The sequence below is a fragment of the Nocardiopsis chromatogenes YIM 90109 genome (assembly GCF_000341185.1).
GTDB lineage: Bacteria > Actinomycetota > Actinomycetes > Streptosporangiales > Streptosporangiaceae > Nocardiopsis_A > Nocardiopsis_A chromatogenes.
The window spans coordinates 72471-97497 of sequence record NZ_ANBH01000034.1 but is presented as its reverse complement, the minus strand read 5'-3'; the positions used below and the strand labels follow the sequence as shown (position 1 = coordinate 97497).

The following is a 25027-nucleotide window of genomic DNA, read 5'->3' as shown; positions in this document are numbered from 1 at the left end:
TGGCGCCTCCTCGGTCCCTGACCTTCACCTACCCCGCCGGGCCGGTGCCCGCGCGCCGCAGGCGCGTTCGATCGCGGACCGGACCCGGCCCGGCGGGGTTCCCGGGGGCAGGACGGCGCACAGGTGGGCGTCGGGCCGCACGGCGAACACGGTGCCCTGCGGGTGGCCGAGCGCGTCGGCTGCGGCCCCGGAGGTGTCGACGCGCTCCAGCGCGAGCGGCGCCACGTCAGCGGGAAGGCCCGTGCACTCGCGTGCGGCTGCGGCCGCGTCGGCCTCCTTGTGGGCGATGACGGTGAACCCCGGACCGAAGAGCGACCGCAGGCGCACGCGCGGCCCCTTTGCGGCGTCGGCGGGCGTGCACAGGGCATCGGGGCAGATGTCGCCGGGGGCGGGGGCCTCGGGGCGGGCCTGGGGCGGCACCGGCCCGGCGGGGGTGGTCAGCGGCGAGTCGGCGTAGCGGAAGGGTTCCGCGAGCTTGCCCGAGTCGATGCGGTCCCCCGCGCGGGGATCCTCCAGCGCGCGCTCCAGCACCTCGCGTCGGCGCCGCCGGTCCTCCTCGGTGTGCGGGACGAGGAACCGCATCGTGTCCCCGGTGACGCGCAGGTTCTCCCGGGCGGCCGCCCAGCGTTCGGAGTGGTAGGTCTCCAGGAGCGCGTCCGCCGCCGCGGGGTCGGGGGCCCTGAGCGCGCACGCGATCTTCCAGGCGAGGTTCTCGGCGTCCTGCACCCCGCTGTTGAGACCGCGCGCGCCGAAGGGGGCGTACAGGTGGGCGGCGTCCCCGGCGAGCAGGACGCGCCCCACGCGCATGCGCTCGGCGCACCGCTCGTGGAAGCGGTACACCGACGACCACACCAGCGTGTAGTCGCCGTCGCCGACGATCTTGCGGATGCGCTCGTCCAGCGCCCCGCTGCGGCGCTCGGCCTCCAGGTCGTACCCGTCGGGCACCTGCCAGTCGATGCGCCAGGTCGAGTCGGGGCACTGGTGCACGAGCACCTGGCGGCCGGGGTTCCACTCGGGGTCGAAGTGGAACCGCCGCTCGTTGGGGAAGGGCAGGTCGGCACGGATGTCGCAGATGAGGAAGCGGTCGCCGAAGGAGTCGCCCGGGAACGGCACGCCCGTCAGCGTGCGCACCGCGCTGCGCGGGCCGTCGGCGCCGACGAGGTGGGAGGCGCGCATCCGCACCGTCCCGCCGGGGGTCTCGGCCTCGACGAGGAGCCCGTCGCCCCCTCCGCCGCTCCAGGCCCCGGCGCCGTCCCCGTCCGGCTCGCCGTCCTGGGCGATCCCCACCACGCGGTGCCCGAAGCGCAGGTCGATGCCGGGGTGGGCCGTTGCGGCGGCGAGCAGCTCCTCCTCGACCCGCGCCTGGGAGATGTTGATCCACGGCGGCAGGAGGCCCTCGCCGCCGCCGGCCCCCGCCGGGAAGGTGACGGTGCGGACTTCGCGGCCCTTGTAGTAGGTGCGGGCGGTCGTCCACGTCGTCCCTTCGGCGATGACGCTCCGGCCCGCCCCCAAGCGGTCGAAGACGTCGAGGATGTCGCGCTGGAAGCAGATCGCCTTGGATCCCGTGGAGCGGAAGTAGGCGGCGCCGCGCGCGTCCTCGGCCTCCAGGACCGTGCAGGGGACGCGCGCGCGGGCGAGCGCCAGGGCCGCGGTGAGCCCCACCGGCCCCGCCCCGGCCACGATCACGGGAGGATGCGCGCCCTCGGGGCGTCCGCGCGCCCCCGCGCCGGTCCCGTCACGGCTGCTCATGCGTCCGCCCTCCGGGGTCGAACTACGCGGCCACCGACCGCCGCACCCGCGCACCGCGGATGTGACGTCCACCACCAAAGATAACCCCTGGACGGCGGCCGCCCCTGGGCCGGATGTTGAACCCGGCGATACCCGGCCTTGACCCGCGAACGGCCGCGGCCCCGGCGTTTTCCGCCGGTTTCGGAGCCATGACGGTGATGCGGAGGTCGTTACCGCTCTTGCCAAAACGCCCCCGCGCTGCTTACCTTGACCGGGTAGCGAACGCCGCTCGGCGAGAGCCGTGTGTTCGATAGCCGAATAAGCCACACGCAGGGCCGGTATCGCTGACTCCCCCTCCCTCAGTGACGCGCCCTGCTTCCCCTCCTGCGGAGTCCAGCCCTCCCCTCCCGGCTGGCCTCGGCGCCAGGAGATGAGAAGGGGCGGTGCCGGCGCGGCACCGCCCCTTCGCGTTCCCGGGGCCGGACGCGGGCTCAGTCCACCTGCACCCGGACGACACCCGCCATCTTCGGCATGCGCACGTCGGTCACGCGCACGTCCAGGCCGGTCCGCGGGGCCTCCAGCATCTTGTCCCCGCCGAGGTAGATGGCCACGTGCGAGATGTAGTCGGGTGCGGTGGGGTCGGAGCGCCAGAAGATGAGGTCGCCGCGGCGGGCGTCCTCCCACTCGATGTGCTCCCCGGCGTACCACTGGTCGTGGGTGACGCGCGGGATGGCGATGCCCTCCTCGGCGAAGGCCCACTGCAGCAGCCCCGAGCAGTCGAAGCCGCCCTCGTCCAGGGACTCGCCGCCCCACACGTAGGGCACGCCGACCATCGACTCGGCGTTGGAGATGACGCGCTCCATGGTGTCCTCGGGGACGGCCTGCCCACGCGCGCCCGCCGGGCGCGGCTCGGGGTCCTCGGCCAGGAGCTGGAGCGAGGCGTCCTCTCCGAGGGCCTCCTCCAGGCGGTCCTTGAGCTTCCACAGGTCGGCGTCGGGGGCCGAAACGATGAGGCCGTTGCCTTCGGGGAAACCGAGCTCGGCGGCGAGGTCGCGGGAGATCAGGACGTCGATGCCGGCGACGCCCGAGGTGGCGTGGGTCCACACCTCTGCGGACCGGTCGCCCTCGGCGCCCGCGATGTCGACCTCGCTGCCCACGTCCAGGCCGCGCTGCTTGCCCGCGTCGTCGGACAGGGCGATGCGGCCCTCGGCGATCCCCTGCCAGATCTCGTCGGACTCGGCGGAGGGGCGGGGGGCGAAGTTGCGGAAGCCGCCCGGGTCGACGCCGAGGACCGAGGTCTCCTCGCCCTCGACGCTCACCCGCGCCGCGTCGACGACCTCGACGGCCTCGACGCCGTCCAGGCCGCGCACCCGGCGGACCGCCTTGTCGGACAGCGGCTCGGGCATGACGGCGAAGTACTCGCGGCTGCGGGGCTCGCCCATGGGGGCGACGTCCGTACCGTCCTGGAGCGCAGCGGCGTCGGCCACGGGCGGGGAGGCCTGCCCCCCGCTGGGCTCGGGTGCGGGCGCGGCGCCGGGGCGCGGCGCCCCGACCGGGGGCCGGTCGGTGACGTTGGGCTCGGGTTCGGCCCAGGCGGGCGCCCCCAGCGCGGAGAAGGCCACCGCGAAGGCGACGGTGGTCCCCGCACACGTTCTCAGCCGGTCCCGCACGAATCGACCTCGCTTTCCCGCGCCTGACGGAGGGTGGGCGGACATCGCGTATAAGCATGGGCGGACGGCGCCCCGTTTTCAAGCCGTGCACGGGTGAACACAGGGGGAACCGAATCCCCGCCCCGCACCCGAAACCGGCCGCCCGCCCCGGGACGGCGAAACACCCGGGTCACCCCCAGTGGCCCGGGTACCTGGGGAGTTCCGACGTGTCCACGGTGATGCCCTCCAGCGGCGGGGGCAGGGGGACGGCCTCGGAGAAGCGGTAGGCGCTCTTGAGCCGGAACTCCCCCTCGACCAGGCCGGAATGGACCGCGACGGCGCCGCAGCGGGGGTCGATGACGATGTACAGGGGAATCCCCCAACGCGCGTACACCTCGGGAAGGACCTCCCGGTCCTTGCGCGGCGTGCTCGGCGACACCACCTCGACGGCCGCGTCCACGACGGCGGCGGGCAGGATCGGGCGCGGCCGGAGGAGTTCCTTACGGTCGACGACCATGAGGTCGGGGATGGCGTATTCGGATGCCTCCGGCTCCCCCGGTTCGGGTTCGGGGGCCACAGAGGACCCGGCATGCGGCCGCCGACCGTCTCGAAGCGCGTCCCGGAGCTGGTCGTAGACGATCTCGACGGCGAGATTGTGCAGCGGCGTGGGCGCGGGCGTCACGTAGATCGTCCCTCCGAGGACCTCGACCTTGTAGCCCTCGGGAACATCGACGTGCTCGGCCGCGGCCCGGAGACCGGCTCCGGGCCGCTCCGGACGCTCGCACAGTTCCATGGTCATGGGCATTCCCCTGTTCACTGTCGAGGTCACGTTAGAGCGGCCCGCATCTCCACAAGACCGCATGTGCGAAGGCGGCCGTCTCCGGCCACCTCCACCGCTGCCCCGCCCGTGCCCGCCTCCGCATGCTAGCGGCCCCGTTCGGCCCCGCCCTCGGCCTCCAGTTCGGCGGTGGCCTCGATCTGCCGCTCGGCGGCCTCTTCGAGGAAGCCCGCGATCATCTCCAGCTGCTCGTCGCTGTAGCCCTCGAAGAGCCCGTCCAGGCGGCGCATGAGCCCGGCGAACAGCTCGCGCCCGCCCTCGACCAGGCCCGGCGTGATCTCCACGACCACGCGGCGCCGGTCCTGCCCGTCGCGGACGCGGCGTACGTAGCCGCGCCTCTCCAGGCGGTCGAGCACGCCGGTCACCGACGCCGGCTTGAGCCCGGACCGGCGGACCAGCTCCCCCGCGGTGACCGTGCCGCCCGTCTGGACCAGGCCGAGCACCTTCCAGTCGCTCGGCCCCAGTCCGAGGCGCTCGCTGAGCACCCCGTGGTAGAGGACGGCGGCGTCGCTCATCCGGCGCCCCGCCGCGCCCACGCGCTCCAGCACCTCGTCCCGGTCGGCCATTGACGCCCCTCTCCGCCGCGCATATATTTCGTTCGAGCGAACGAAATACTACCACGGGGAGGACCCCATGCGTGTCCTGATCAGCGGGGCCGGGATCGCCGGACCGGTCGCCGCGGCCGCACTCGGGCGGGCCGGAATCGACGCCGTCGTCCACGAGGCCCACGCCTCGCCCGCCGAACACCTCGGCTCCTTCCTCAGCCTGGCCCCCAACGGCCTGGCCGTGCTGCGCACGCTCGACCTGCTCGACCCGGTCCTGGACGCCGCGCTCGCCCGCAGCACCGCCATCGAGTTCCGCAACGGCCGGGGCCGCCCCCTGGGCCGCCTGTCCGACGGCTCCCACGACCTCGCCCCCGGGCTGCAGAGCGTCTCCGTCATGCGCGGCACCCTGCAGGCCCGCCTGGCCGGGGCGGCCGCCGCACAGGGCGCCGAGATCGTCTACGGCAAGCGCCTGACCGCGTGCCGCACCACCGGCTCGGGGGTCGTCGCCGAATTCTCCGACGGCACCACCGCCGAGGGGGACGTCCTGCTGGGCGCCGACGGCCTGCACTCCCCCGTCCGCACGGACGTGGACCCGGCGGCGCCGCGCCCCGCCTACACCGGCCTCCTCAACGTCGGGGGCCTCGCCGAAGGGGCGGCGGTCGCCCCCACACCGCCGGAGACCACCCGCATGGTCTACGGCCGCCGGGCCTTCTTCGGCCACCAGACCGACGACCGGGGCCGCACGTTCTGGTTCGTCAACGCCCCGCACGCCGAGGTCGGACGGCGCGAGGCCGAGGCGCTCGGCCCCGGCCACTGGCGCCCGCTGGTCACCGGCCTGTTCCGCGACGACCTGCCCGAGATCACCGCGATCCTCGACGCCTCACCCGATGAGCACTTCCTCCCTCTCGGCGTCTACGACATCGCCTCGCTGCCCCGCTGGTGCGACGGGCCGATCGGGCTGATCGGGGACGCGGCCCACGCCGTGTCCTCCTCCAGCGGCCAGGGGGCGTCGCTGGCGATGGAGGACGCGGTCACCGTGGCCCGATGCCTGCGGGACATCCCCGACCCGGCGCGCGCGCTCGCGACGTACGAGTCCCTGCGCCGCCGGCGCGTGGAGCGGATCGTCGCCGAGGGGCGCAAGCGCGGGAACAGCAAGCTCGCCACAGGGGCGGTGCAGGCCTTCGTCCGGGACGCGTTCATGTCGGTGGTCATACCGATGATCGCCAAGAGGAAGGGGCACTCCTGGATCTTCGACCACCGCATCGACTTCGACGAGCCCGTCGCGCCCGCGGCGGCGTGAGCGCGGAGGAACCCCCGCCGCTCAGCCGTCCAGGACCACGTTCTCCAGCGGCGCACCGTTTCCCCACCTGCGGAGCTGCTCATCGATGAACCTGCGCGCGCGGGGATAGAAGGTGTCCGAGCCGCCCGCCACATGCGGCGTGACGAACACGTTCGGCGCGGTCCACAGCGGGTGGTCCTGCGGGAGCGGTTCCGGGTCGGTGACGTCGAGCGCCGCCCGGATCCGGCCCTCCTGCTTCAGCAGCGCCGCGGTGTCGAGCACCGGCCCGCGGGCGACGTTGACCACCAGCGCACCGTCGCGCATCAGGCCCAGCTCCTTCTCCCCCACCAGGCCGCGCGTCTCCTCGCTGAGCGGGGTGAGCAGCACGACGACGTCGGCCTCCGGCAGGAGGGCGTGCAGGTCCCCGATCCCGTGGACGCCCTGCCCCGGCCGGGCCGTGCGGGCGACCTTCACGATGTCGCACTCATTGGGTGCCAAGCGCGATTCCAGCGCTCGGCCGATGCTGCCGTGGCCGACGATCAAGACACGTGATCCGGCCAACGACCGCGTGTAGTGCGGGTTCCATGTCTGCGCGCGCTGGTCCGCGGACCACCGGGGAAGGTCCCGCCGGTCGGCGAGGATGAGCGCGAGCGCGTGCTCGGCGGTGCTGGCGTCGTGCAGCCCGCGCGCGTTGCACAGCACCACCCCGTCCGGCAGGTGCGGAACCGCGGTCTCGTACCCGGCGGTGAGGAGCTGGCACACGCGCATGCGGGGCATGCGGGACAGCAGGTCGACCCGCTGGTCACGCCCGTAGGGCATCACGTAGAACACCACGTCCGACAGGTCCCCGGGCTCTCCCCGCCCGTCGAAGACGGCGCCGTCGAACCCCTCGGGGACGGCGGACAGGTTCTCTTCCCAGGGCACCAGGACCCGGTCGGGCATGTCTCCTCCTCGGGGCGCGCAGCGGCGGGCCGACCGGGCCGGACGCGGCCCGGTCCGTCCGAGGTGGGACGCTATCAGGGGCGTTCGGGGCGGGGGTGCGCCGGTGCGCTGCGATCCAAGCCGTGCGCACGCCGGAGGCACCAGGGCCGACAGGGCCGTCAGGGCCCCGGATCACGGCCCTTTGGCCCCAGAGCGCCCCTGTGCTTCGTGACGTAGGGTGATCGCCATGCCGACGACCGATACCGCTCGCAGCGTCCCCCGCCCCTCGCTCCCGGTCAACTCCTGGGCGATCCTGGGGCTGCTCTCCTTCGGGACGGAGCTCTCCGGCTACCAGCTCCGCCAGTGGGCGGAGAACATCCTCGGCTACTTCCACAGCGTCCCGGCGATGAGCCAGATCTACACGGAACTCCAGCGGCTGGAGCGCCACGGCTACGTGCGCCACCGCAGCGTCCCGGTCGCCGACGCCCCTGTGGGCACGCGCAACGCCCGCGCCAAGCGCGGCTACGAGATCACCCCCGAGGGGCGGGAGGCGCTGGCGGCGTGGATCCGCGACGTCCCGGTCGAGTACCCCACCGCCCGCAACGGGGCGATGCTGCGGGTCTGGCTGGGCGCCTACGCCGATCCCGAGCGGCTGCGGGACATCGTCTCCGAGCACCGCGACCGCTCCGAGGAGATGCGCGCCTCCGCCGAGGCGTCCAACCGCATCGCCGAGCACGACTACACCCGGCACCGCTACGCGACCCTGGTGACCTCGTGGGCCGAACGGCGCTATGCCGCAGAGCGCGACCTGGCCGAGGAGGTCCTGTCCGAGCTGGACGAGCTGCTCTACACCCCCGGGGACGCGGACACCGAAGGCTCCGACGATTCACGGGAGGCCGACGGCGCGTCCGCCTCGGACCCCTCCCGGGCCGAGCAGCGCACCAACTCGTAACAGGCGATCGCCGCGGCCGCGGTGACGTTGAAGGAGTCGACGTCGCGCCCGGCCATGGGGATGCGCACGCGCGCGTCCGCCTGGTCCAACCAGCGCGACGAGAGCCCGTCGCCCTCGGTGCCCAGCAGAAGCGCGGTCGGCCGCCCCGCCTCCTGGGCCAGGGCCTCGCCGATCGGGACGGAGTCCTCGCCCGGTGTCAGGGCGAGGATGCGCAGGCCGCGCTCGCGCAGCTCCCCCAGCCCCTCGCGCCAGTCGTCCATGCGGGCGTAGGGGAGCGTGAACACCGACCCCATGGAGACCTTCACCGACCGGCGGTACAGGGGGTCGGCGCACCGGGGCGACAGCAGGACCGCGTCGACCCCGAGCCCGGCTGCGCTGCGGAAGATCGCGCCGACGTTGGTGTGGTCGACGATGTCCTCCAGGACGACGACGCTGCGCGCCCCTTCGAGGACGTCCCCCGCCGCGGGCAGGGGGCGCCGGTGGAACGATCCGAGGGCGCCGCGGTGCAGGTGGAATCCGACCAGGCCTCGGGCGACCTCTTCGGAGACGATGTAGACGGGCGCGTCGCCCCGGCCGAGCACACCGTCGAGCAGGTCGCCGAGGGCCTCGCGGCGGCGCTCGGTGAGCAGCAGCGACCGCGGCGCGTACCCCGCCCGCAGCGCGCGGCGGATGACCTTGTCCCCTTCGGCCATGAAGAGCCCGTTCTCGGACTCCAGGCTCTTGCGCAGGGTGACGTCCCGCAGCCCGACATAGTCGGCCAGGCGGGGGTCGCGGGGATCGGTGACCTCGATGGCGTCCATGGGCCACCATTGTCGCCCACGCCCCTGGGCCCCGGCGCGGTCCGGGCGGGCGTGCCGCGGGCGCCCGCGGCACGGCAGCGGGTCAGGGCGAGGTCTCGGCCACCGCGTCCATCAGGGGCCGCAGGCGCTGCCAGCGGACCTCCTCGCAGGAGTCGGCGCGGGTGACCTCGGTGTCGATCTCCTCGCCGTCCCACTCGCCGACGACGTGGGCCTGCCCGGGCCCGTAGTCGTGGTCCTCCTCGCACACGGCGTCCTCGGGGACCTCGTCGAACAGCCCGATGCCGTCCCCTTCGGCGGTCTCCGCCTGGACGAGGGCCAGGTCGGCGCAGACGCCGGGGTCCTCGGAGGCCTCGCCGGTGCAGGTGAAGTTCTGGATGTAGGCGCGCTCCTCGGTGGTGAGCCGCACCTGCAGGCGGCCGGTGGGCGCCTCGGGGTCCTCCTGCACGGACTCGCTGACGGTGTCGAGCGACCCGGCGGCCGACGCCCCGGTCTCCGGCGGGGTCGGCAGGAGGGACAGGACCGCGCCGAGCACCCACGCGACGGCTCCGCCGGCGCACACCGCCCCGAGCACGGCAGGGCCGATCGCGCGGGGGGACCGGCGCCGGGGGTTCTGCTTGGACATGGATGCCACTCTACGTAGTCGGACGATTACTTTCCGGTGTGATCGCGAAAGACGGCGGTTCGCCCGTCCGCCCCGGATCCCCCCTGCGCTCCGGGGCCCTCCCCGGTGCGTCCGGCACGCGTCGATCACCGACCACGCATACTAGCCACTCCCACCGGACCCGGTGCCACCCGGCCCGCGCACGGCCGCCCCTTCTCCTCGCCCCCTACTAGACAGTAAGGTCGCGCCAAGCACGCCCCACCCCCGGAGAAGCCCCGTGTCCAGCGGCCGACACCGCATCGAACGGCGCGGCGGGTCCCGCACCCGCAAAGCGCTGACCTCACCCCTGGGCCTCACCGCCATCGCCGTGGCGGTGATCGCCGCCGCCAGCCTCGCCGTGCCCGCGGCGCTGCGCCTGGCCGACTGCGGACAGACGCGCTACCTGCGCATCTCCAGCACGCTGAGCATGGCGCCGCTGATGCGGCAGGCCGCCGACGAGTTCAACGGGCGCCGGAACTCCTACGACGGCGTCTGCGTGCTGGCCCAGGCCGACGAGACCGCCCCGCACCGCATCATGACCGAGCTGTCCGGCGGGCCGGGCGGCTCCACGGTCCGCCCGGACGTGTGGGTGCCCGAGTCCTCGGCCTGGGTGGAGCTGGCCCGGGTCTCCGAGAGCGGCGCGCAGACCGTGGAGACCGAGCCGCGCTCCCTGGCCGCCTCCCCGGTGGTACTGGCCGCCCCCGAGGGCGCGGAGGGCGTGCAGGGGTCCGGTGGCACCGCCTGGGACCTGCTGCTGCCCGACGGGCGCGACCCCGACCGGCCGCTGGTGATGGTGGACCCCAACCGGGGGGTCGACGGCATGGCCGCCATGCACGCGGTCCGCCGGGAGCTGGGCACCGGGGACGACGCCGACACCGCCATGACCGACTTCGTGCGCGACGTCCAGCTCGACACCGCGTTCGGCGAGATCGACCCGGCCGGGCTCTTCCCCGCCTCCGCGGACCCGGAGGCCGCGCCGCTGGCGGTCCTGCCCGAGCAGGCCGTGGCGGCCTACAACGCCGGGTCCCCGGACACGCCGCTGAACGCGCTGTATCCGCCCGAGGGCACCGTCATGCTCGACTACCCGTTCGTGGCCACCGGCGACGACCCGCGCATGCGGCGGGCCGCCGACGACCTCTACGAGATCCTGCAGCGGCCCGCCTACCGGGAGCGCATGCGCGAGATGGGCTTCCGCGACCCCGACGGGACGGCGGCCCGGCCGCTGGCCGGCGCCGCCGGGATCGAGGCCGAGGTCCCCGAGACCCACGACGACCTGACCGGGGACGCCCTGCTCACCTCGCTGGACGACTGGAACCGGCTGTCCATGCACTCGCGCACCATCGTGCTGGCCGACGTGTCCGAGGCGATGGCCGACGACCTCAACGGCGGGCCCAGCCGCCTGGAGGTGACCCGCGGCGCCGCCGAGACCGGGCTGGCCCTGTTCCCCGACCAGACCGACATGGGCCTGTGGCTGATGTCGGAGGAGTTCGGCGCGGACGGGCGCGAGGTCACCGCCCCGCCGGGCCCGCTGGAGGAGGCGGTGGGCGCCCAGGGCGCCACCCGCCGCGAGGAGCTTCAGGAGGTGGCCCGCGACATCGAGGTCGCCGGGGGCGGCTCCCGGCTCTACGACAACATCCTGGACGCCTACCGGGAGGTGGAGGCCGGGTACGACGAGGACCGGATCAACTCGGTCATCGTGCTCACCGCCGGGTCCGACGGCGGCTCCAGCGACATCTCCCACGACGAGCTCGTCGCCGAGCTGCAGGACCGCTTCGACCCCGAACGGCCGGTGACCCTGTTCATCATCGCCTTCGGCGCCCAGTCCGACCGCGAGGAGCTGGCCGGGATCGCCGACGCGACCAGCGGCACCCTGTCGGTCACCGACGACCCCGGGGAGATCGGCGACATCTTCCTCAGCTCCATCTCGCGGCGGCTGTGCGTGCCCGACTGCGGCACCTGAGCCTCCCGGGAACCGACAACCGAAACCGGGTCACCGAGATGGACCGGAACTCGCCCTCCGGCCATGACCAGCCATCACCCGGTAATCGGACTTCGCTAACCTTACGAGGCACACGTCACAAACCCCCCATACCCCACCCCCGACACCACATCGAGGACCACCTTGGGACGCCACCGCGGTAATCACGCAGACGACGGAGACGCCGACCCGCGCGGTGCCGAGGGCCGCAGCCGGCGGCGCCGGCGCCGCGGCGGGGCCGTCGCCGCGCTCTCCTCCGCCGCGGCCATCATCCTGGCCGTCGGCCTCACCGGCACCTACATCTTCCTCAACCAGAGCGGCTGCAGCGGGCAGGACATCACCCTCGACGTCGCCGTGAGCCCCGAGCTCACCACCGCCGTGCAAGGGGTGGCCCAGGAGTTCAACGAGCAGGACTACGCGGTGGACGGCCAGTGCGTGCGCGTCAGCGCGCGCGGGGTCGCCTCCGCCGACGTCGCCTACGGCATCACCGGCGGCGGCCCCACCATGGGCGACACCGAATCCCAGGTGTGGATCCCCGACTCCTCGCTGTGGGTCAACTTCGTCACGGAGAACTCCGGGGACGGCGTCGTCAACGACACCGGCACCTCCGTGGCCACGTCTCCGCTGGTCCTGGCGCAGCCCCAGAAGGTCGCCGAGGAGGACGACGGGGACGCCTCCTGGAAGGCGCTGGTGCCCACCGCCGCCCCCGGCGAAGGTGAGGACGCCACCGACGTGCGGCTGGTGGACCCGGTCCGCAGCTCCTCGGGGCTGGCCACGCTCGCCCTGGTCTCCGACGCCGTCGGCGGCGGGGACGAGGAGGGACAGGCCCAGCTGGTGGCGGCCATCCAGGCCCTGCAGGAGGGCGCCACCCCGAGCGAAGAGGCCGCCTTCGAAGCGTTCGCCGAGCAGAGCGCGGGCGACGGCGCCTCCCCCGTCCTGGTCCTGTCCGAACAGGCCGCCGCCCGCTACAACCAGGACCACTCCGACGCCCCCGCGCGCGTGCGCTACCCCGACAGCGGCTCCTACAGCCTCGACTACCCGTACGTCACCCGCACCGACGACCCGCTGACCACGCGCGCCGCCCAGGTGTTCCGCGGCGCCCTGGAGGAGGACGCGGCCCAGAAGCGCTTCCAGCGGGAGGGCTTCCGCACGGCGGACGGGAAGGCCGACTCCGAGGCGCTCCCCGACGAACAGGGGTTCCAGGCCGACATCCCCGAGAACCTGCCCACACCCAACAACGAGACGGTGGAGCGGCTGACCCAGGCCTGGAACCAGTTCAAGCTCGGGACGCGGCTGCTGACCATCGTGGACGTGTCCGGGTCGATGCTGGAGGAGGTCCCCGGCACCGGGATGAGCCGGATGCAGGTCACCACGGCCGCCGCCGACCAGGGGCTGTCGCTGTTCAACGACCGCACCGAGCTGGGGCTGTGGGAGTTCTCCACCACCCTCGACGGCGACCAGGACCACCGCGAGCTGCTGCCGGTCGAAGAGCTGGCGGGCGAGGGCACCGAGACCGCCACCCACCGCCAGGACGTCGCCGCCGAGCTGGCGGGGCTGGAGCCGGTGCCCGACGGGAACACCGGGCTGTACGACACCTACCTGGCCGCCTACCGGGAGATGGCCGCCTCCTACAAGTCCGACAAGGTCAACGCGATCCTGATGCTGACCGACGGCAACAACGACGACCCGGACGGGGTCTCGCTCAAGGAGCTGGCCTCCACCATCGAGGAGGAGTCCAACCCCCACCACCCGATCCCGGTGTTCACCATCGCCTTCGGCCCCGGCATCGACCTGGAGCCGATGCGGAAGGTGGCCGAGCTGACCGGCGGCGAGGCCTACAAGACGGAGAACCCCGCCGAGATCGGCGACATCTTCCTGCAGGCCTTCTCCCAGCGCCTGGAGAACCAGCAGGGGCAGGAGGGCACCTGATCCCGGACCGCGACGCCGGTCCCCGGCACCCGTGACCGCCCGTGGCCGGATTCGGCCATGGGCGGTCCGGATATTCGGACCGAAACCCGGTGCCCGTGACCGATACATCCCTGTTCCCCACCCACCGGGACCTATGGACTAATCGCCCCGCCTCGCGTACTCAGAAGAGTGGTTGTGCTGTGCGACGGAGGGTGGCGGCCGTGGCCGACGCATGGATGCCGGGCGCAGGGAGGGTGGAGTGCTCCTTCACCCCGGAGGGGCCTTTCCACGGGGGCGCGCCCCGGGCGGTATGGCGGACCACGGAGTCGGATCCGGCGGCGCTCACCGCGCGCGCGACCGCCGAGCGCCTTGACTCCGAGGGACGCACCGCGCACCTGGTGTGGAACCCCCTCACCGGCGAGACCGTTCAGCTCCTCCCGGCCACCGCCCCGGCCAGCGGCGAACTGCCCGGGGACGGGACCGACCACGCGCACGAAGGGCGCACGTGCGTCATCGTCGCCGTGGTGGGCCGCGCGCAGGAGCCGTTCACCGACGGGCCGCTGACCGGGGTCGAGGCGATCCTCAGGTGGCTGGCGGTCTGGGAGGTCGCGCGCGCGTGGCCGCCCGGTCCCCCGCCGCCGTTCGCGACGCCGGTGCGCGACCCGGCCGCGGAGCGGGCCTGGGGGCGCTCGGGCCACTTCGGCGCATCGCAGGTGCCGGGGTCGGCCGAGCACGGCCCCGGCGCGATCGACGTCCACCGCCTCCTGGACGCCGCCCGGGAGCGCCCCAGGGCGCGCCTGTCCGGCCCGCGCGGGCGCCCGGCGCCGCTGCAGGAGGGACAGGAAGGGACGGCGCACCCGGAGGCCGCCCAGGGGGCGCTCTCCGAGTCGTACGCGCTCGGCCGCTGAGTCCCCGGGAGGCCACCGGCGGGGACCTGCAAGGTCGCCGTACCCCTTAGTCTGTCGGCCATGGGTGGATCGATCGAGCCAGGCTGGTACCAGGACCCGCACGGCGGTGACGGCCGGCTCCGGTGGTGGAACGGTCAGGAGTGGACGCAGCACGTCCGCAACCTGGCGGATCTGCGGCCGGACGCGTCGGGGGGTGCGGCCGCGGGCTCCGCGAACGAAGACGAGGAACCGACCGCCGACCTGGGCGGGGGCCGGGGCCCGGCGCCGGACGAGGCGACGATCCCGACCTCCCAGAGCTCCTCGTTCACCCCTGCGCCGGGCGAGTCGACCATCCCGACCGGGGGCGGCTTCGACACGGGCGGCGCCATCGGGGACGAGCCGTCGACGATGCGCATCGATCCGGCGGCAGCGGCGTCCTACACCGCCTCGCACAACACGCCCCCACCCCCGCCCCAGAACGACGAGGAACCCACAGCGGACCTGGGCGGGTCCACCATGCGCATCGACCCCGCCCAAGCCGCCTCCTACACCGCCTCACACAACACACCCCCACCCCCGCCCCAGGACAACGAGGAACCCACGGCAGACCTGGGCGGGTCCACCATGCGCATCGACCCCGCCCAAGCCGCCTCCTACACCGCCTCGCATTCCTCCCCGGGGCAGGACCAGCCGATCGACTCCACCATGCGGGTCGACCCGTCCGCGGGGGACACCGAGCGCACGAGCGACCTCACCGGCGACCTCCCCGACCGCACCGACGACCTGTCGGACCAGGTCTCGGGGCCGCGGACGGCGGTGTTCCAGCCCGGCGAGGCCGAAGCGCCCCGCACGGCGGTCTTCAACCCCGACGATCCGGCGCTGGCCGAGTCCGGCGGGGTCGACGAGGGCGATGAGAAGCGCGGCGGTTTCAACCGCTTCTTCGGCGACCTCAAGGAGGGCCTCTCCGAGATCGCCGAGGAGCGCAGGCAGCAGCGCGAGGAGGCCCGGCAGAAGGCCGAGGAGGAGAACCGCAAGAGGCAGGAGGCGGAGGCCAAGCGCCAGGAGGAGGAGCGGAAACGCCTCGCCGAGCAGGCGCAGGAGGCCGCCCGGAACCCGGCCCCGGACGGGACGCCCGGGGCTCCCGGCGCCCCCGGCGAGCACTACGGGGAGCCCTACGGCGGGCCGAGCGGAGCCTACCCCGGCGCGGCGGCCGCGGCCGAACCGGGCCGTCCGCCGTCCGGCCCTCAGCAGCCCTACCCCGGCCCCGGCGGACCGATGGGCGGCCCCGGCACCCCCGACCCGGGCATGCCCCCGTCGGGGCCCCAGCCCGGCGCCGGACACCAGCCGCCGCCGTACCTGGGCGCCCCGATGGGCCCCGGCCCCGACCAGGGACGCCCGCCCTCCGGACCGCAGCACCCCTACCCCGGCGCCCCCATGGGCGCACCCGGCGGGCCCGACCAGCCCCCGCCGCCGTACCCCGGACCCGGTGGGCCGATGGGCGCCCCCGGTGGCCCCGGCGGTCCCGGCATGCCCGGCGGACCGGGCCAGGGGCCACCGCCGTACCCGGGCGCCCCGATGGGCCCCGGCCCCGACCAGGGACGCCCGCCCTCCGGACCACAGCACCCCTACCCCGGCGCCTCCGGGCCCCATCCGCCCCATCCGGGCCCGCCCGGCCCGCCGCCGGGGTGGGGTCCCGGTCCCGACGCGCCCCCGCCGCACGCGGGTCCCGGCGGCCCGATGGCGCCCCCGCACGCGCAGGGCCCCGGACCCGGCCCCGGCCCGATGCCGCCGGACCCGGCGAACCCCTACGGCGGCCCCCCGGCACCCTATGGGCACCCGCCGGGGCCCGCGGGCGGCGGCGCGCCCCAGGCCCCCCAGGGCCGGGGCGGCAGGCGCAAGAAGGAGAAGAAGAAGGGCGGCTGCGGCTGCTTCGGCTGCGGCACGGTCCTCGTCGTGCTGCTGCTGATCCTCGTCGTCGCGGGCGTCGCCCTGCAGCTGTCGGGGACGGTCGACGTGGTGTGGCTGCTGTTCGGCGTCTGATCCCCGCCTGACGTCCGGTGCCCGAAGGGGCGCGGGACGTGCCGGGGAGGCGGTACCGCCCGAGGGGAGGGCCGGTCCTGGAAGGGACCGGCCCTCCCTTTTTCGCCGCCCGACCGCGGGCACGCACGAGACGCCGCTGTAAAACCGCACGTCGCGTATGGGCCTAAGCTGTCCGGTATGAATGACTCCCTGGTGTGGATCGACTGCGAGATGACAGGACTCGACCTTGAGCACGACGCGCTGATCGAAGTCGCGTGCATCGTGACGGACGGGCAGCTCAACGTGCTCGACGAGGGCATCGATATCGTCGTCAAGCCTCCGCAGTCGGCACTCGAGCACATGGGGGACTTCGTCACCAAGATGCACACCGACTCCGGGCTCATCGACGAGCTCGACAACGGTGTGACGCTCCAGGAGGCCGAGGACCGGGTCCTGGAGTACATCAAGCGGTTCGTGCCCGAGCCGAAGAAGGCGCCGCTGTGCGGCAACTCGATCGCCACCGACCGGCTGTTCATCTCCCGGGACATGCCCCGCATCGACGGCTTCCTGCACTACCGCATGGTGGACGTGTCGAGCATCAAGGAGCTGCTGCGGCGCTGGTACCCGCGGGTGTACTTCAACAGCCCGGAGAAGCACGGCGGCCACCGGGCGCTCGCCGACATCACCGAGAGCATCCAGGAGCTGCGCTACTACCGCGCGGCCGCGTTCGTCGCCCCGCCGGGACCGGACACCGCCACGGTCCGGTCGCTGTCCGCCGAGATCGCCGGCGGCGGGACGGGACTGCGGCAGGAGTCGGACTCCGAGGGCGGCCGGGACAAATGACCGAAGCACCCGCCGGAGTCCGCTAGACTCTACCTGTGCGGGCGGAGAGCCGGTCGAACCGGCGGAACCCGCACCCATGGTGGGTGTAGCTCAGTTGGCAGAGCACTTGGTTGTGGTCCAAGAAGTCGGGGGTTCAAGTCCCCTCACTCACCCCAGGTGAAAGGGCCCCGGTCATCGGAGACGATGGCCGGGGCCCTTCGCTGTGCCGCGGGGGCCGGACGGACGCCGACGGGCCCGGGTGTGCGTACCCCGCTCCGGGCGATCCCTCCCCTCCTTCCCCGGGCCGGAAGCGGACCGGGTGCGCCGGGCCCGGCTCGGTTACCATTCGGGCACGTGGGCCCGCTCCCCGCGAACGTCGACACGACCTCTGGGAGTCCGCCGGTGACGCTGCCCCGTCCGGCCCCTCACCCGGCCGCGCCCGCCGCGCGGGCCTGCACCGTCGCGCTACTCGCGGACGCGCCCGCCACCGGCCGCACCGACGGCGGACGGGCCCGGCGCTTCGCCCTTCGGGGGCGCTCCCACTCCGAGCGGTCCGGGCGGTTCATCGAGTTCGCCGTCGAAGAGGCACGGGCGGGACGGGCGATCGTCGCCCTCTACCCCGCCTGGCGGCCCCACGCGGCCCGGTACGCGCTCGTCCACGCGCGTTCCCGGACACTGAGCGACGAGATCGCGGGGATCCCGCTGCCCCTCTCCCCGCTCGCGCTCTCCGTGCTGGCCGACCGCCTGGCCGGGCTCGCCCCGTTCCATCCGCCGGGCACCGTCGCCGCAGCGGCCGGAGAGCTTCCCCGGCACATGCTCGCCGGGGCGTGCCTGCACAGTGTCGCGGGGTTGAGCGCGCTGCCGACGTCCACCGCGCTCCGCGCGGCCTCCTACCTCCCCCGGAGCGCGTTCCTGGCCCTGAGCTGCCCCGGGGGCGAGGTCCTGAGGATTCCCCACGGGGAGCTGGGCGAGTCGCTTCCCGCGCTCCCCTCGCCTCCGGACACCCCGCTCCAGGTGTCGGCCTGCTCCGGCACCGCGGGCTCCCCCGCCTTCGACGACGACCTGATGCCCGCGCTGCGCACCGCGACGGCGCACGTGGTGCCCTCCCAGCCGCTGGGGGCGCTGTTCTGGGGGACGAGCCGCTACACCGAGTTCGCCGCCTTCGAGAGCGGACCGCGTGCCCTGGCCCGCGCGCTGGGCGCCCTGCGCACGGTGCGCTGCCGCTGGTGCGGCCAGCCGGTGGACCGTGAGGTCTGCCCGTTCTGCCGCTCGCGGGCCCACACGCTCCCCTCCGCCGCGTCCTCCGCACAGGCCGCCCGCCACCGCGCTCCCGCCCCGCGCGCGCCGGACCGCCGTGCCGCGGCGCCGCCCGCCGCCTCCCCGTCCCGGGTACCGGCCGTTCCGGCCCCGCGCCGACCGGCCGCCTGGCCCCGTCCTCCCGAGGGGCTGCCCCTCGCCCCCAACGGGACGCCCCTGCCCAGCCCCTTCACGGGTTCGGAGGACCCCCGGGAGTGACCGCCCCCGGGCCGCCCCGCCATACTGGCGGGGGGTCCGAACGAGAGAACACCGGGCAGGACGCGCCCGTCGCGCGCCCCCGGCTGGAGATCGAGTACTGCACCCGGTGCCGCTGGCTGCCCCGCGCCTCGTGGATGGCGCAGGAGCTGCTGACGACCTTCGAGGCCGATCTGGGCGAGGTGGCGCTCGTCCCCGGCAGCGGCGGCGTGTTCGACGTGCGCCTGGACGGCGAGGTGATCTGGTCGCGCACCAGCGACGCGGCCTTCACCGACGCCGCCGACCTGAAGAAGCTCGTCCGGGACCGTGTCGCGCCCGGCCGCGCGCTCGGCCACTCCGACCGCACCGGCTGACGGCCTCCGCCGCCCGCCCGCGCGGCACCCCGAACGAGCACCTGGAGCACGCATGGCCCCGCGGCCCACTGCCGCCTTCGTTCTGCGCTACCTCGACAGCCGCCTCGCGCTGCGCCTCTACGACGGCGTCGACGCCGATCCCCTGTTGAGCTTCCTGTCCTCACACTTCGGCATCGAGCCCGACGGTGATCCGGAGGCGGCGGCCCCCTTCGCCGAACTGCGGGTCGCGGCCCGCGCCGAGGACCTCGGCACCACCGTTCCGGACTCGCCCGCCCGCGAGGTGTTCCTCCGCAAGAGCACCGCCGAGTTCTTCACCATCAGCGCGCTCCACCGCACCGGCCGCGGCCCCTCAGGGCCCGTCGACATGCTCACCTGCACACGCTCCGGCACGCTCATCGCCCTCGACGCCGCACGCGCGCGCATCGACGTCGTGCTCGGCCGGAAGCCGGGGCTGGAGCTGATCGAGCTGGTGCGCGACGCCGTACAGAAGCACCAGGAGAACCAGGGCGCGGCCGTGCTCCACGCGACCGCAGTGCACACCCACGGCGGCGCCGTGCTGGTCGCCGGGGCCAAGGGGGCGGGCAAGAGCACGGTCGCCCTGGAGCTCGCGGACGCCCTCGGAGCCCGCGTGCTCAGCGGGGACAAGACGGTCGCGCACCCGGGGGCGGACGGCGGGCCCACACTGTGCTCCGGGTGGCCGGACTACCCGCACCTGGGGTTCGGCACCCTGGCGAAGTATCCGGATCTCATGCGGGCCGCAGGGCTGGACCCGGGCCACAGGCCCGACCCGGCGCACGCCTTCTCCCCTCTGGGCAAGTACGCGGTCCCGCCCGAGGGGTTCCGGCGGCGCTTCCCGCCCCCGCCCGTGGGGACACGGGCCCCGGTCCGGGCGGTCGTCTACCCCGACATCGGCCCCGGCGAGCGGACCGTGCTCGCGCCGACAGAACATGACGCCGAACGTGCCGCCTCGTTCCTGGAGTCGGCGTTCACGGCCGCCGACGCGTTCCGCCACGGAGTCGTACCGGACCGCACCGCGTCCGGTGCGGAGCGCAGGGAGGCGGCCATGCACGCGATCGCGGCCGTACCGGCGTTCACCGTGACCGGGCCGGGCGTTCTCACGGCGGACGACTGCACTCCCGTGGAGCGCGCGCTCCGTGCGTCCCCTCAGAGCCGTTGGGGCGCGCTTCTCGGCCAGGCCCGCCGGTCGACACGCTGACGACCGATGAGCACGCGGCGAGGGCCGTGGGGGCGTCGCACCGTAGGGCCGGGGGCCGAGAATGACGCCTTAGGCGCGCTGCACGTCCTCCAGCCACGGTTGGAGGCCGCGGTCCTGGAGGTACCAGAGGAGGTTCTGCGCGGAGGCCGCCTCCACGTCCTCGCCGTCCTCCCAGACGGCCTCGCACTCCTCGCACATGCGGAATCGGGAGCCGTCCAGCGGCATCGGCACCAGGTAGTCCTCCACGAAGCCGAACGAGCAGAGGGGGCAGCGCAGCGGCGGCTCGTCGTCGATCATGCCCCCACCCTTGCCCCCGCGGACGCGCGGCGCAAACGCGCTGCGCGCTCAGGAACGGCGGTGCCGACCGGGCTCCCCCGTCGCCGGATCCCCACAGACTGTGATGGCATGGCCACGGCGGAACTTCCGCCACAATGGTCGCGGTCCGGAACAGTGGCCTCAGACGGCACATTCTGTGACCTTCGCCCCTTGCGGGCCGCCGTCCGCCTCCCCTTTTCCCCGCCCCCGAAGGGAGCCCTCCGTGCGAATCCTCCTGCTGTGCTCGGCCTTCAACGGCCTCAGCCAGCGCACCTGGATCGAGCTCCGACGCGCAGGACACGACGTGTCCGTCGAGCTCGCCATCGACGAGGAGACCATGGTCGAGGCCGTGGAGCTGGCCCGGCCCGAGCTGATCATCTGCCCGTTCCTCAAGGAACGCGTGCCCGAACGCATATGGAAGAACCACAGAACGGTCATCGTGCACCCCGGTCCGCCGGGCGACCGCGGCCCCTCCTCCCTCGACTGGGCCGTCGACGAGGGCGCACCCGAGTGGGGGGTGACCGCCCTCCAGGCCGTCGAGGAGATGGACGCAGGGCCCATCTGGGGGTCGCGCACCTTTCCGCTGCCCGCGGAGCCGCCGAAGAAGAGCTCGGTGTACAACGGGCCGGTCACCGAGGCGGCCATCGCCCTGGTGCACGAGGTCGTCGCCAAAGCGGCCGACCCGTGGTTCCTGCCGGAGCCCCTGGACTACGAACGGCCCGAGGTCACGGGGCGGCTGCGCCCCACCATGCGCCAGGAGGACCGCGCCTTCGCGTGGAGCGACCCCACCGCGCGCATCCTGCGCAAGGTCCGCGCCGCCGACGGGGCGCCGGGCGTGCGCACGGAGCTGTGCGGGGTCGAGGTGCGGGTGTTCGACGCCGACGAGGGGCCGCGGATCTCCGCCGAGCCCGGCACCGTGGCCGCGCGCAGCGACGGCCGGGTGCTCGTGGCCACCGGCGACGGCAGCCTGTGGATCGGCCACCTGAAGGTCGGGGCGCCGGGCGAACCCGGCGCGATCAAGCTTCCGGCGGCAACGGCGCTCGGCGCGCTCATCGACCGGGTGCCCAACGCCGACCCGAGCGTGCAGCCCTCCGACCGCGGCTACGGCGACGGCGAGATCGTCTACCGGCGCAGCGGCGCGGTGGGCGTGCTGTCCTTCGACTTCTACAACGGCGCCATGGCCACCGAGCAGTGCATGCGGCTGGCCGCGGGGCTGCGGCACGCGGCCCGCCAGGACACTCGTGTGCTGCTGCTGCGCGGCGGCGAGGTGTTCTCCAACGGGATCCACCTCAACGTCATCGAGGCGGCCGAGGACCCCGAGGGCGAGGCGTGGCGCAACATCCAGGCCATCGACGACGTGTGCTACGAGATCATCACCTGCTCCTCGCAGCTCACTGTCGCCTCGGTGGGCGGGAACGCCGGGGCCGGCGGGGTGATGATGGCTCTGGGCGCCGACCGGGTGCTGGTGCGGCAGGGGGCGGTGCTCAACCCGCACTACGCCACCATGGGGCTGTTCGGCTCGGAGTACTGGACCTACGTGCTGCCGCGCCGCGTGGGGGACCCCGCCGCGGCCGCGCTGACCGGCGAGTGCCATCCCATCGGCGCCGAGCAGGCGGTGGAGCTGGGGCTGGCCGACACGGCCTTGGGCGGGTCCCGGGGCGAGTTCGAGGAGGCGGCGCTGGCCTACGCCCGCCGCCTGGCCGACCGCGGCAACTACGAGCGTGTGCTGCAGGCCAAGAACGACCTGCGCGAGGCCGACGAGCGCCGCCGCCCGTTGGAGACCTACCGGGTGGCCGAGCTGGCCGAGATGAGCCGGGACATCTTCGACGACCGGAGCGGGTTCCGCGGGGCCCGCAGGGCGTTCGTGCACAAGCTCAAGGCCGAGGCGACCCCGGCGCACCTGGCCGACCACCGGGCGCCGATCATGCGCGACGTGATGGTCTGACGGACCGCGGCCGGTCGTCGACGCCCGCTCCCCCGACGACCGGCCGCGCTCCGGCGGGGCGCCGGAGCGCCCCATGACAGATGTCAGACGAGAGCGCTGCCACCTGTCACCGGCCGTCCATGACCGGAATGCCTACACGGGAGTGCGCCGTTCACGAGACGATTCCGGTATGACGAACACCCCGGCCGCCGACGGCCAGGAAGAAGCCGGCCCCCGGGAGCCCGCTCCCGCCCCACGCCCCTCAACGGCCCCCGACGACCGCCCCTACCTCCCCTGGCGCGGCAAGGCGACGCGCACGGACAAGGCGCTGGCGGGAACGATCCTCGGCATCATGCTGCTCATGCTCGCCCTATGGCCGGCGCGCCCGTTCCTGATCGCGCAGGCCCCGGTGGCGCTGGCGTTCGTCACGGGGAGCAAGGCGGCGACGGGCGCGGTGGCCGCCTTCGCGTCCGTGGGCGAGTACCCGCTGTGGCTGGCCCTGGTGGCGGGAACGGTCGGCATGGCCAAGTTCGACTGGCTGTTCTGGTGGACCGGCCGCCAGTGGGGCCAGGGCATCGTGAACATGTTCGCCCAGGGGGACCGGGCCAAGGCCTTCGCCGCCAAGGCGCACGAGTTCAACCCGTGGATCCTCAAGGGCGCGGTCCTGTTGGCGGTCCTGCCCGGCGTGCCGACCGCCCTGGTCTACGCCCTGGCAGGCTGGACGGGAATGCGCCTGGGGACGTTCCTGGTGTTCAACGTCCTCGGCTCGATGTCCATGTCGGCCGTCGTGGTGGCCGCGGGCTACACGGCGGGCGAGGCCGGGGTGGAGCTGATCACGGCGATCGACAGCTACGCGCTGTGGATCAGCCTGGGCATCATCTTCGTGATGGCCTACCTGGGCGCCAAAAGGGCGGGCCGAGCGACGAGTCCCCCTCCGGACCCTACGGAGGAGGCCACCGCCTCCGACCCGAAGTCCGACTGACGGCGGTCCCCGCGGACCCGACCTACCGCCCGGCGGACACCCACACGGGGCCCTCGGGCTGGAGTTCCCCTTCACGGTGAGCGTCCCCTTCTCGGACCTGGACGGCTGACCCGCTTCACCGGCCCCCTGCAGCGGTTCCACGCGCCTCTGCGGACGACGGTGCCTGCCCGGGACCCGCCCCCTTCAACCCTGTCCGGAACCGCCCCCTCATGGCCGGAATCGGCCAGGAGCACCCCTTCCCCGCACGGCGACGGTACGCAGAGGGTTCACCTGCGGTTCCGCGACAGGACGGAACCGCTCCCCCGCCGCCGGCGTCTACCCCGGTACCGGGGGAACGGCCCGCCGCAGTTCAGGCTCACCTCACCCGCCCGGCCGCGACCGGAGCACCGGTCGCCCCCGGAGCAGCCGGCCGCTCGACAGAAGGGACCACCGTCAGGACCGTCCGTACACAGCGCACCGCGGTGAACACACGGGCCCAGACGAGCGCAGTAGGCTATTCCACCACGGATTCCTCCCAAACAGCGCGACCATCCCGACTCGCCGTACGTCCCCATCCCCCTCGATTCATGGGAGTTCGCTGAAGTGACCACCCGTTCCTCCAGGAGTGTCAGCGCTGTCGCCCTCCTCGGCGACTACCCCAGCACTGGCCTGCTCGGGGCGCACCAGGCTGAGCGCTTCCCCATGGCCGGCCAGGACAAGGGTGAGCAGGCCGATGCGTTCATCGACTTCGCTCGGGCCAATCTGGAGCAGGGGCGCAAGGTCACGGCGCTGTACGCCAAATGGAACGCCGAAACCGCCGAACGCGTGATCGCCTTCGCCCGCGGCGCGCTGCTCACCGACGACATCGGGCAGATCCCCCTCGACATCTCCCCGCTGGCCCTCTCCCTGGTGGCCGACCAGCTCTCGTACATGGCCCCCTACCTTCCGGCGGGGGTGACGGCGGCCCTGGCCGACGAGCTGTGCGGGCACGTGCTCGCGGGCGCGTGGCTCAAGCGGGTGAACAACCTGGCGACCATTCCGATCACGTTCAAGCAGCACCTCGGCTCCTTCATCCCGCGCACCACGTTCCTGGCGTTCAACGCCCCGGTGAAGCGCGTCGGGCGGGTCAGGAAGCGCGACCCCCGCCCCAACCTGCCGAGCCGGCCGCTGGACCCCGTCCAGGTCCTGGTCTGCCGCCCCGACGGCTACAGCCTGGACGAATTCAACGAGCAGCTCACGCCCGCGCTCAAGGCCGTGTCCCTGAACGCCCTTCCCGAGCAGCCGCTCGGCTCCAAGTACTGGGGGGTGCGCAAGTACATCGAGTTCATCGTCTTCAGCGCCCACCCCCAGGCGCTGACCAGCACCCCCCGGGCGATCCGCCCCTCCACCTGCACGTGGTGCCGCGAGCTCGTGGCAGGCCTTCTGTGCCCGTACTGCGGGAGCGTCAACCAGCCCTCGGTCGGCCGCCCGCCCACACGTGGCGCCGACGTCCCCGCCCCGCCCACCGAGAGCACCGGCGAGCACATCCGCCCCGCCTGGGTCGGCGCCCAGCGCCAGGGCGGCCCGACCGGACCGCAGCAGCCCCGGCGCGGAGCCGCACCGCAGCCGCCTCACGCCGGTCGGCCCGCACCCCCCGGAGCGGGCCACCCCAGCGGCCCGCAGGCCCCGGTCTCCCCGCCGGGACGGCCGCCGAACACCGCGGCCCCTCCGCATTCGTCACCGACCGGACCGCCGAGCACCTGAGCGCGGCACGACCCGCCCGCACGAATCCGAGTCCCTG

20 protein-coding genes, 1 tRNA gene and 1 pseudogene are annotated in these 25027 nt (G+C 74.0%); 14 read left to right on the top strand and 8 right to left on the bottom strand.

Annotation, left to right across the window (positions count from 1 at the left end):
* Window positions 1–24: 24 nt before the first annotated feature.
* The 4 genes from D476_RS0103400 to D476_RS0103385 form a co-directional block, all read right to left on the bottom strand.
* Window positions 25–1749 carry an FAD-dependent monooxygenase gene (locus tag D476_RS0103400; protein WP_017622578.1) on the bottom strand — a complete coding sequence of 575 codons (1725 nt, stop codon included), beginning with the start codon at window positions 1747–1749 and terminating at the stop codon, window positions 25–27.
* Window positions 1750–2219: 470 nt separating this feature from the next.
* Window positions 2220–3398 (bottom strand): C40 family peptidase, encoded by a 1179-nt coding sequence (locus D476_RS0103395; protein ID WP_017622577.1) that lies wholly within the window; start codon window positions 3396–3398, stop codon window positions 2220–2222.
* Window positions 3399–3567: 169 nt separating this feature from the next.
* The gene (locus tag D476_RS35430) at window positions 3568–4176 is read right to left on the bottom strand and encodes a Uma2 family endonuclease (RefSeq protein ID WP_017622576.1); all 609 of its coding nucleotides are present in this window, start codon (window positions 4174–4176) and stop codon (window positions 3568–3570) included.
* A 125-nt stretch (window positions 4177–4301) separates the two neighbouring features.
* Window positions 4302–4781 carry a MarR family winged helix-turn-helix transcriptional regulator gene (locus tag D476_RS0103385; protein WP_017622575.1) on the bottom strand — a complete coding sequence of 160 codons (480 nt, stop codon included), beginning with the start codon at window positions 4779–4781 and terminating at the stop codon, window positions 4302–4304.
* A 67-nt stretch (window positions 4782–4848) separates the two neighbouring features.
* On the opposite strand from D476_RS0103385, the pseudogene D476_RS0103380 reads away from it, so the two are divergent.
* Window positions 4849–5877 (top strand): annotated as a pseudogene (locus tag D476_RS0103380) (FAD-dependent oxidoreductase); the annotation flags it as partial.
* Between the two features lie 204 nt (window positions 5878–6081).
* Here the strand turns inward: D476_RS0103380 and D476_RS0103375 are convergent.
* Window positions 6082–6981 carry a 2-hydroxyacid dehydrogenase gene (locus D476_RS0103375; RefSeq protein WP_017622573.1) on the bottom strand — a complete coding sequence of 300 codons (900 nt, stop codon included), beginning with the start codon at window positions 6979–6981 and terminating at the stop codon, window positions 6082–6084.
* A gap of 226 nt (window positions 6982–7207) precedes the next feature.
* Here D476_RS0103375 and D476_RS0103370 point away from each other — a divergent pair, with 226 nt between their 5' ends.
* Window positions 7208–7912 (top strand): PadR family transcriptional regulator, encoded by a 705-nt coding sequence (locus tag D476_RS0103370; protein WP_026123189.1) that lies wholly within the window; start codon window positions 7208–7210, stop codon window positions 7910–7912.
* On the opposite strand, the gene D476_RS0103365 is transcribed toward D476_RS0103370, so the two are convergent.
* Window positions 7807–8712, bottom strand: coding sequence for a TrmH family RNA methyltransferase (locus tag D476_RS0103365; protein WP_017622571.1), 906 nt, complete (start codon window positions 8710–8712; stop codon window positions 7807–7809). The genes D476_RS0103370 and D476_RS0103365 overlap by 106 nt on opposite strands.
* Window positions 8713–8794: 82 nt before the next feature.
* The gene (locus D476_RS0103360; protein ID WP_017622570.1) at window positions 8795–9334 is read right to left on the bottom strand and encodes a hypothetical protein; all 540 of its coding nucleotides are present in this window, start codon (window positions 9332–9334) and stop codon (window positions 8795–8797) included.
* Between the two features lie 256 nt (window positions 9335–9590).
* Between D476_RS0103360 and D476_RS0103355 the strand changes: the two genes are divergently transcribed.
* From D476_RS0103355 to D476_RS0103315, 9 genes are all read left to right on the top strand, one after another.
* Window positions 9591–11312, top strand: coding sequence for a substrate-binding domain-containing protein (locus tag D476_RS0103355; RefSeq protein WP_017622569.1), 1722 nt, complete (start codon window positions 9591–9593; stop codon window positions 11310–11312).
* Window positions 11313–11474: 162 nt separating this feature from the next.
* The gene (locus tag D476_RS0103350) at window positions 11475–13259 is read left to right on the top strand and encodes a substrate-binding and VWA domain-containing protein (RefSeq protein WP_017622568.1); all 1785 of its coding nucleotides are present in this window, start codon (window positions 11475–11477) and stop codon (window positions 13257–13259) included.
* 191 nt (window positions 13260–13450) lie between these two features.
* Window positions 13451–14146: a hypothetical protein gene (locus D476_RS0103345; protein ID WP_017622567.1), complete on the top strand. Its 696-nt coding sequence runs from the start codon at window positions 13451–13453 to the stop codon at window positions 14144–14146.
* A gap of 60 nt (window positions 14147–14206) precedes the next feature.
* Complete coding sequence (locus D476_RS39605; RefSeq protein ID WP_026123188.1) at window positions 14207–16165, top strand: hypothetical protein; 1959 nt, start codon at window positions 14207–14209, stop codon at window positions 16163–16165.
* A 177-nt stretch (window positions 16166–16342) separates the two neighbouring features.
* On the top strand, window positions 16343–16987 hold the full coding sequence (gene orn / locus D476_RS0103335; RefSeq protein WP_026123187.1) for an oligoribonuclease: 645 nt from the start codon (window positions 16343–16345) through the stop codon (window positions 16985–16987).
* A 79-nt stretch (window positions 16988–17066) separates the two neighbouring features.
* Window positions 17067–17142, top strand: a tRNA-His gene (locus tag D476_RS0103330).
* Window positions 17143–17368: 226 nt separating this feature from the next.
* Window positions 17369–18481, top strand: coding sequence for a hypothetical protein (locus tag D476_RS0103325; RefSeq protein WP_017622565.1), 1113 nt, complete (start codon window positions 17369–17371; stop codon window positions 18479–18481).
* A complete protein-coding gene (locus D476_RS31940) occupies window positions 18478–18831 on the top strand; it encodes a SelT/SelW/SelH family protein (RefSeq protein WP_017622564.1) in 354 nt (117 codons plus the stop codon). Before D476_RS0103325 ends, D476_RS31940 begins: the two co-directional genes overlap by 4 nt.
* A gap of 52 nt (window positions 18832–18883) precedes the next feature.
* Window positions 18884–20047, top strand: coding sequence for a phosphoenolpyruvate carboxykinase (ATP) (locus D476_RS0103315; RefSeq protein WP_017622563.1), 1164 nt, complete (start codon window positions 18884–18886; stop codon window positions 20045–20047).
* 69 nt (window positions 20048–20116) lie between these two features.
* Here D476_RS0103315 and D476_RS0103310 read toward each other — a convergent pair whose 3' ends face one another.
* Window positions 20117–20344: a hypothetical protein gene (locus tag D476_RS0103310; RefSeq protein WP_017622562.1), complete on the bottom strand. Its 228-nt coding sequence runs from the start codon at window positions 20342–20344 to the stop codon at window positions 20117–20119.
* Window positions 20345–20585: 241 nt separating this feature from the next.
* Here D476_RS0103310 and D476_RS0103305 point away from each other — a divergent pair, with 241 nt between their 5' ends.
* The 3 genes from D476_RS0103305 (at window position 20586) to D476_RS0103295 (ending at window position 24990) form a co-directional block, all read left to right on the top strand.
* Entirely contained in the window at window positions 20586–22307 is a 1722-nt protein-coding gene (locus D476_RS0103305; protein ID WP_017622561.1) for a hydrogenase maturation protein, read from the top strand.
* A gap of 169 nt (window positions 22308–22476) precedes the next feature.
* Complete coding sequence (locus D476_RS31935; protein WP_017622560.1) at window positions 22477–23268, top strand: DedA family protein; 792 nt, start codon at window positions 22477–22479, stop codon at window positions 23266–23268.
* A gap of 681 nt (window positions 23269–23949) precedes the next feature.
* Window positions 23950–24990, top strand: a complete 1041-nt coding sequence (locus tag D476_RS0103295) for a hypothetical protein (RefSeq protein ID WP_017622559.1) — start codon at window positions 23950–23952, stop codon at window positions 24988–24990.
* Window positions 24991–25027: the final 37 nt, after the last annotated feature.

Bases quoted from the DNA above. Each gene is read 5' to 3' on its own strand.
- D476_RS0103375 (WP_017622573.1), bottom strand. From the start codon at position 6,981: ATGCCCGACCGGGTCCTGGTGCCCTGGGAAGAGAACCTGTCCGCCGTC.
- D476_RS0103370 (WP_026123189.1), top strand. From the start codon at position 7,208: ATGCCGACGACCGATACCGCTCGCAGCGTCCCCCGCCCCTCGCTCCCG.
- D476_RS35430 (WP_017622576.1), bottom strand. From the start codon at position 4,176: ATGACCATGGAACTGTGCGAGCGTCCGGAGCGGCCCGGAGCCGGTCTC.
- D476_RS0103295 (WP_017622559.1), top strand. From the start codon at position 23,950: ATGGCCGGCCAGGACAAGGGTGAGCAGGCCGATGCGTTCATCGACTTC.
- orn (WP_026123187.1), top strand. From the start codon at position 16,343: ATGAATGACTCCCTGGTGTGGATCGACTGCGAGATGACAGGACTCGAC.
- D476_RS0103310 (WP_017622562.1), bottom strand. From the start codon at position 20,344: ATGATCGACGACGAGCCGCCGCTGCGCTGCCCCCTCTGCTCGTTCGGC.
- D476_RS0103360 (WP_017622570.1), bottom strand. From the start codon at position 9,334: ATGTCCAAGCAGAACCCCCGGCGCCGGTCCCCCCGCGCGATCGGCCCT.
- D476_RS31935 (WP_017622560.1), top strand. From the start codon at position 22,477: ATGACGAACACCCCGGCCGCCGACGGCCAGGAAGAAGCCGGCCCCCGG.
- D476_RS0103400 (WP_017622578.1), bottom strand. From the start codon at position 1,749: ATGAGCAGCCGTGACGGGACCGGCGCGGGGGCGCGCGGACGCCCCGAG.
- D476_RS0103365 (WP_017622571.1), bottom strand. From the start codon at position 8,712: ATGGACGCCATCGAGGTCACCGATCCCCGCGACCCCCGCCTGGCCGAC.
- D476_RS0103385 (WP_017622575.1), bottom strand. From the start codon at position 4,781: ATGGCCGACCGGGACGAGGTGCTGGAGCGCGTGGGCGCGGCGGGGCGC.
- D476_RS0103315 (WP_017622563.1), top strand. From the start codon at position 18,884: ATGGCCCCGCGGCCCACTGCCGCCTTCGTTCTGCGCTACCTCGACAGC.
- D476_RS39605 (WP_026123188.1), top strand. From the start codon at position 14,207: ATGGGTGGATCGATCGAGCCAGGCTGGTACCAGGACCCGCACGGCGGT.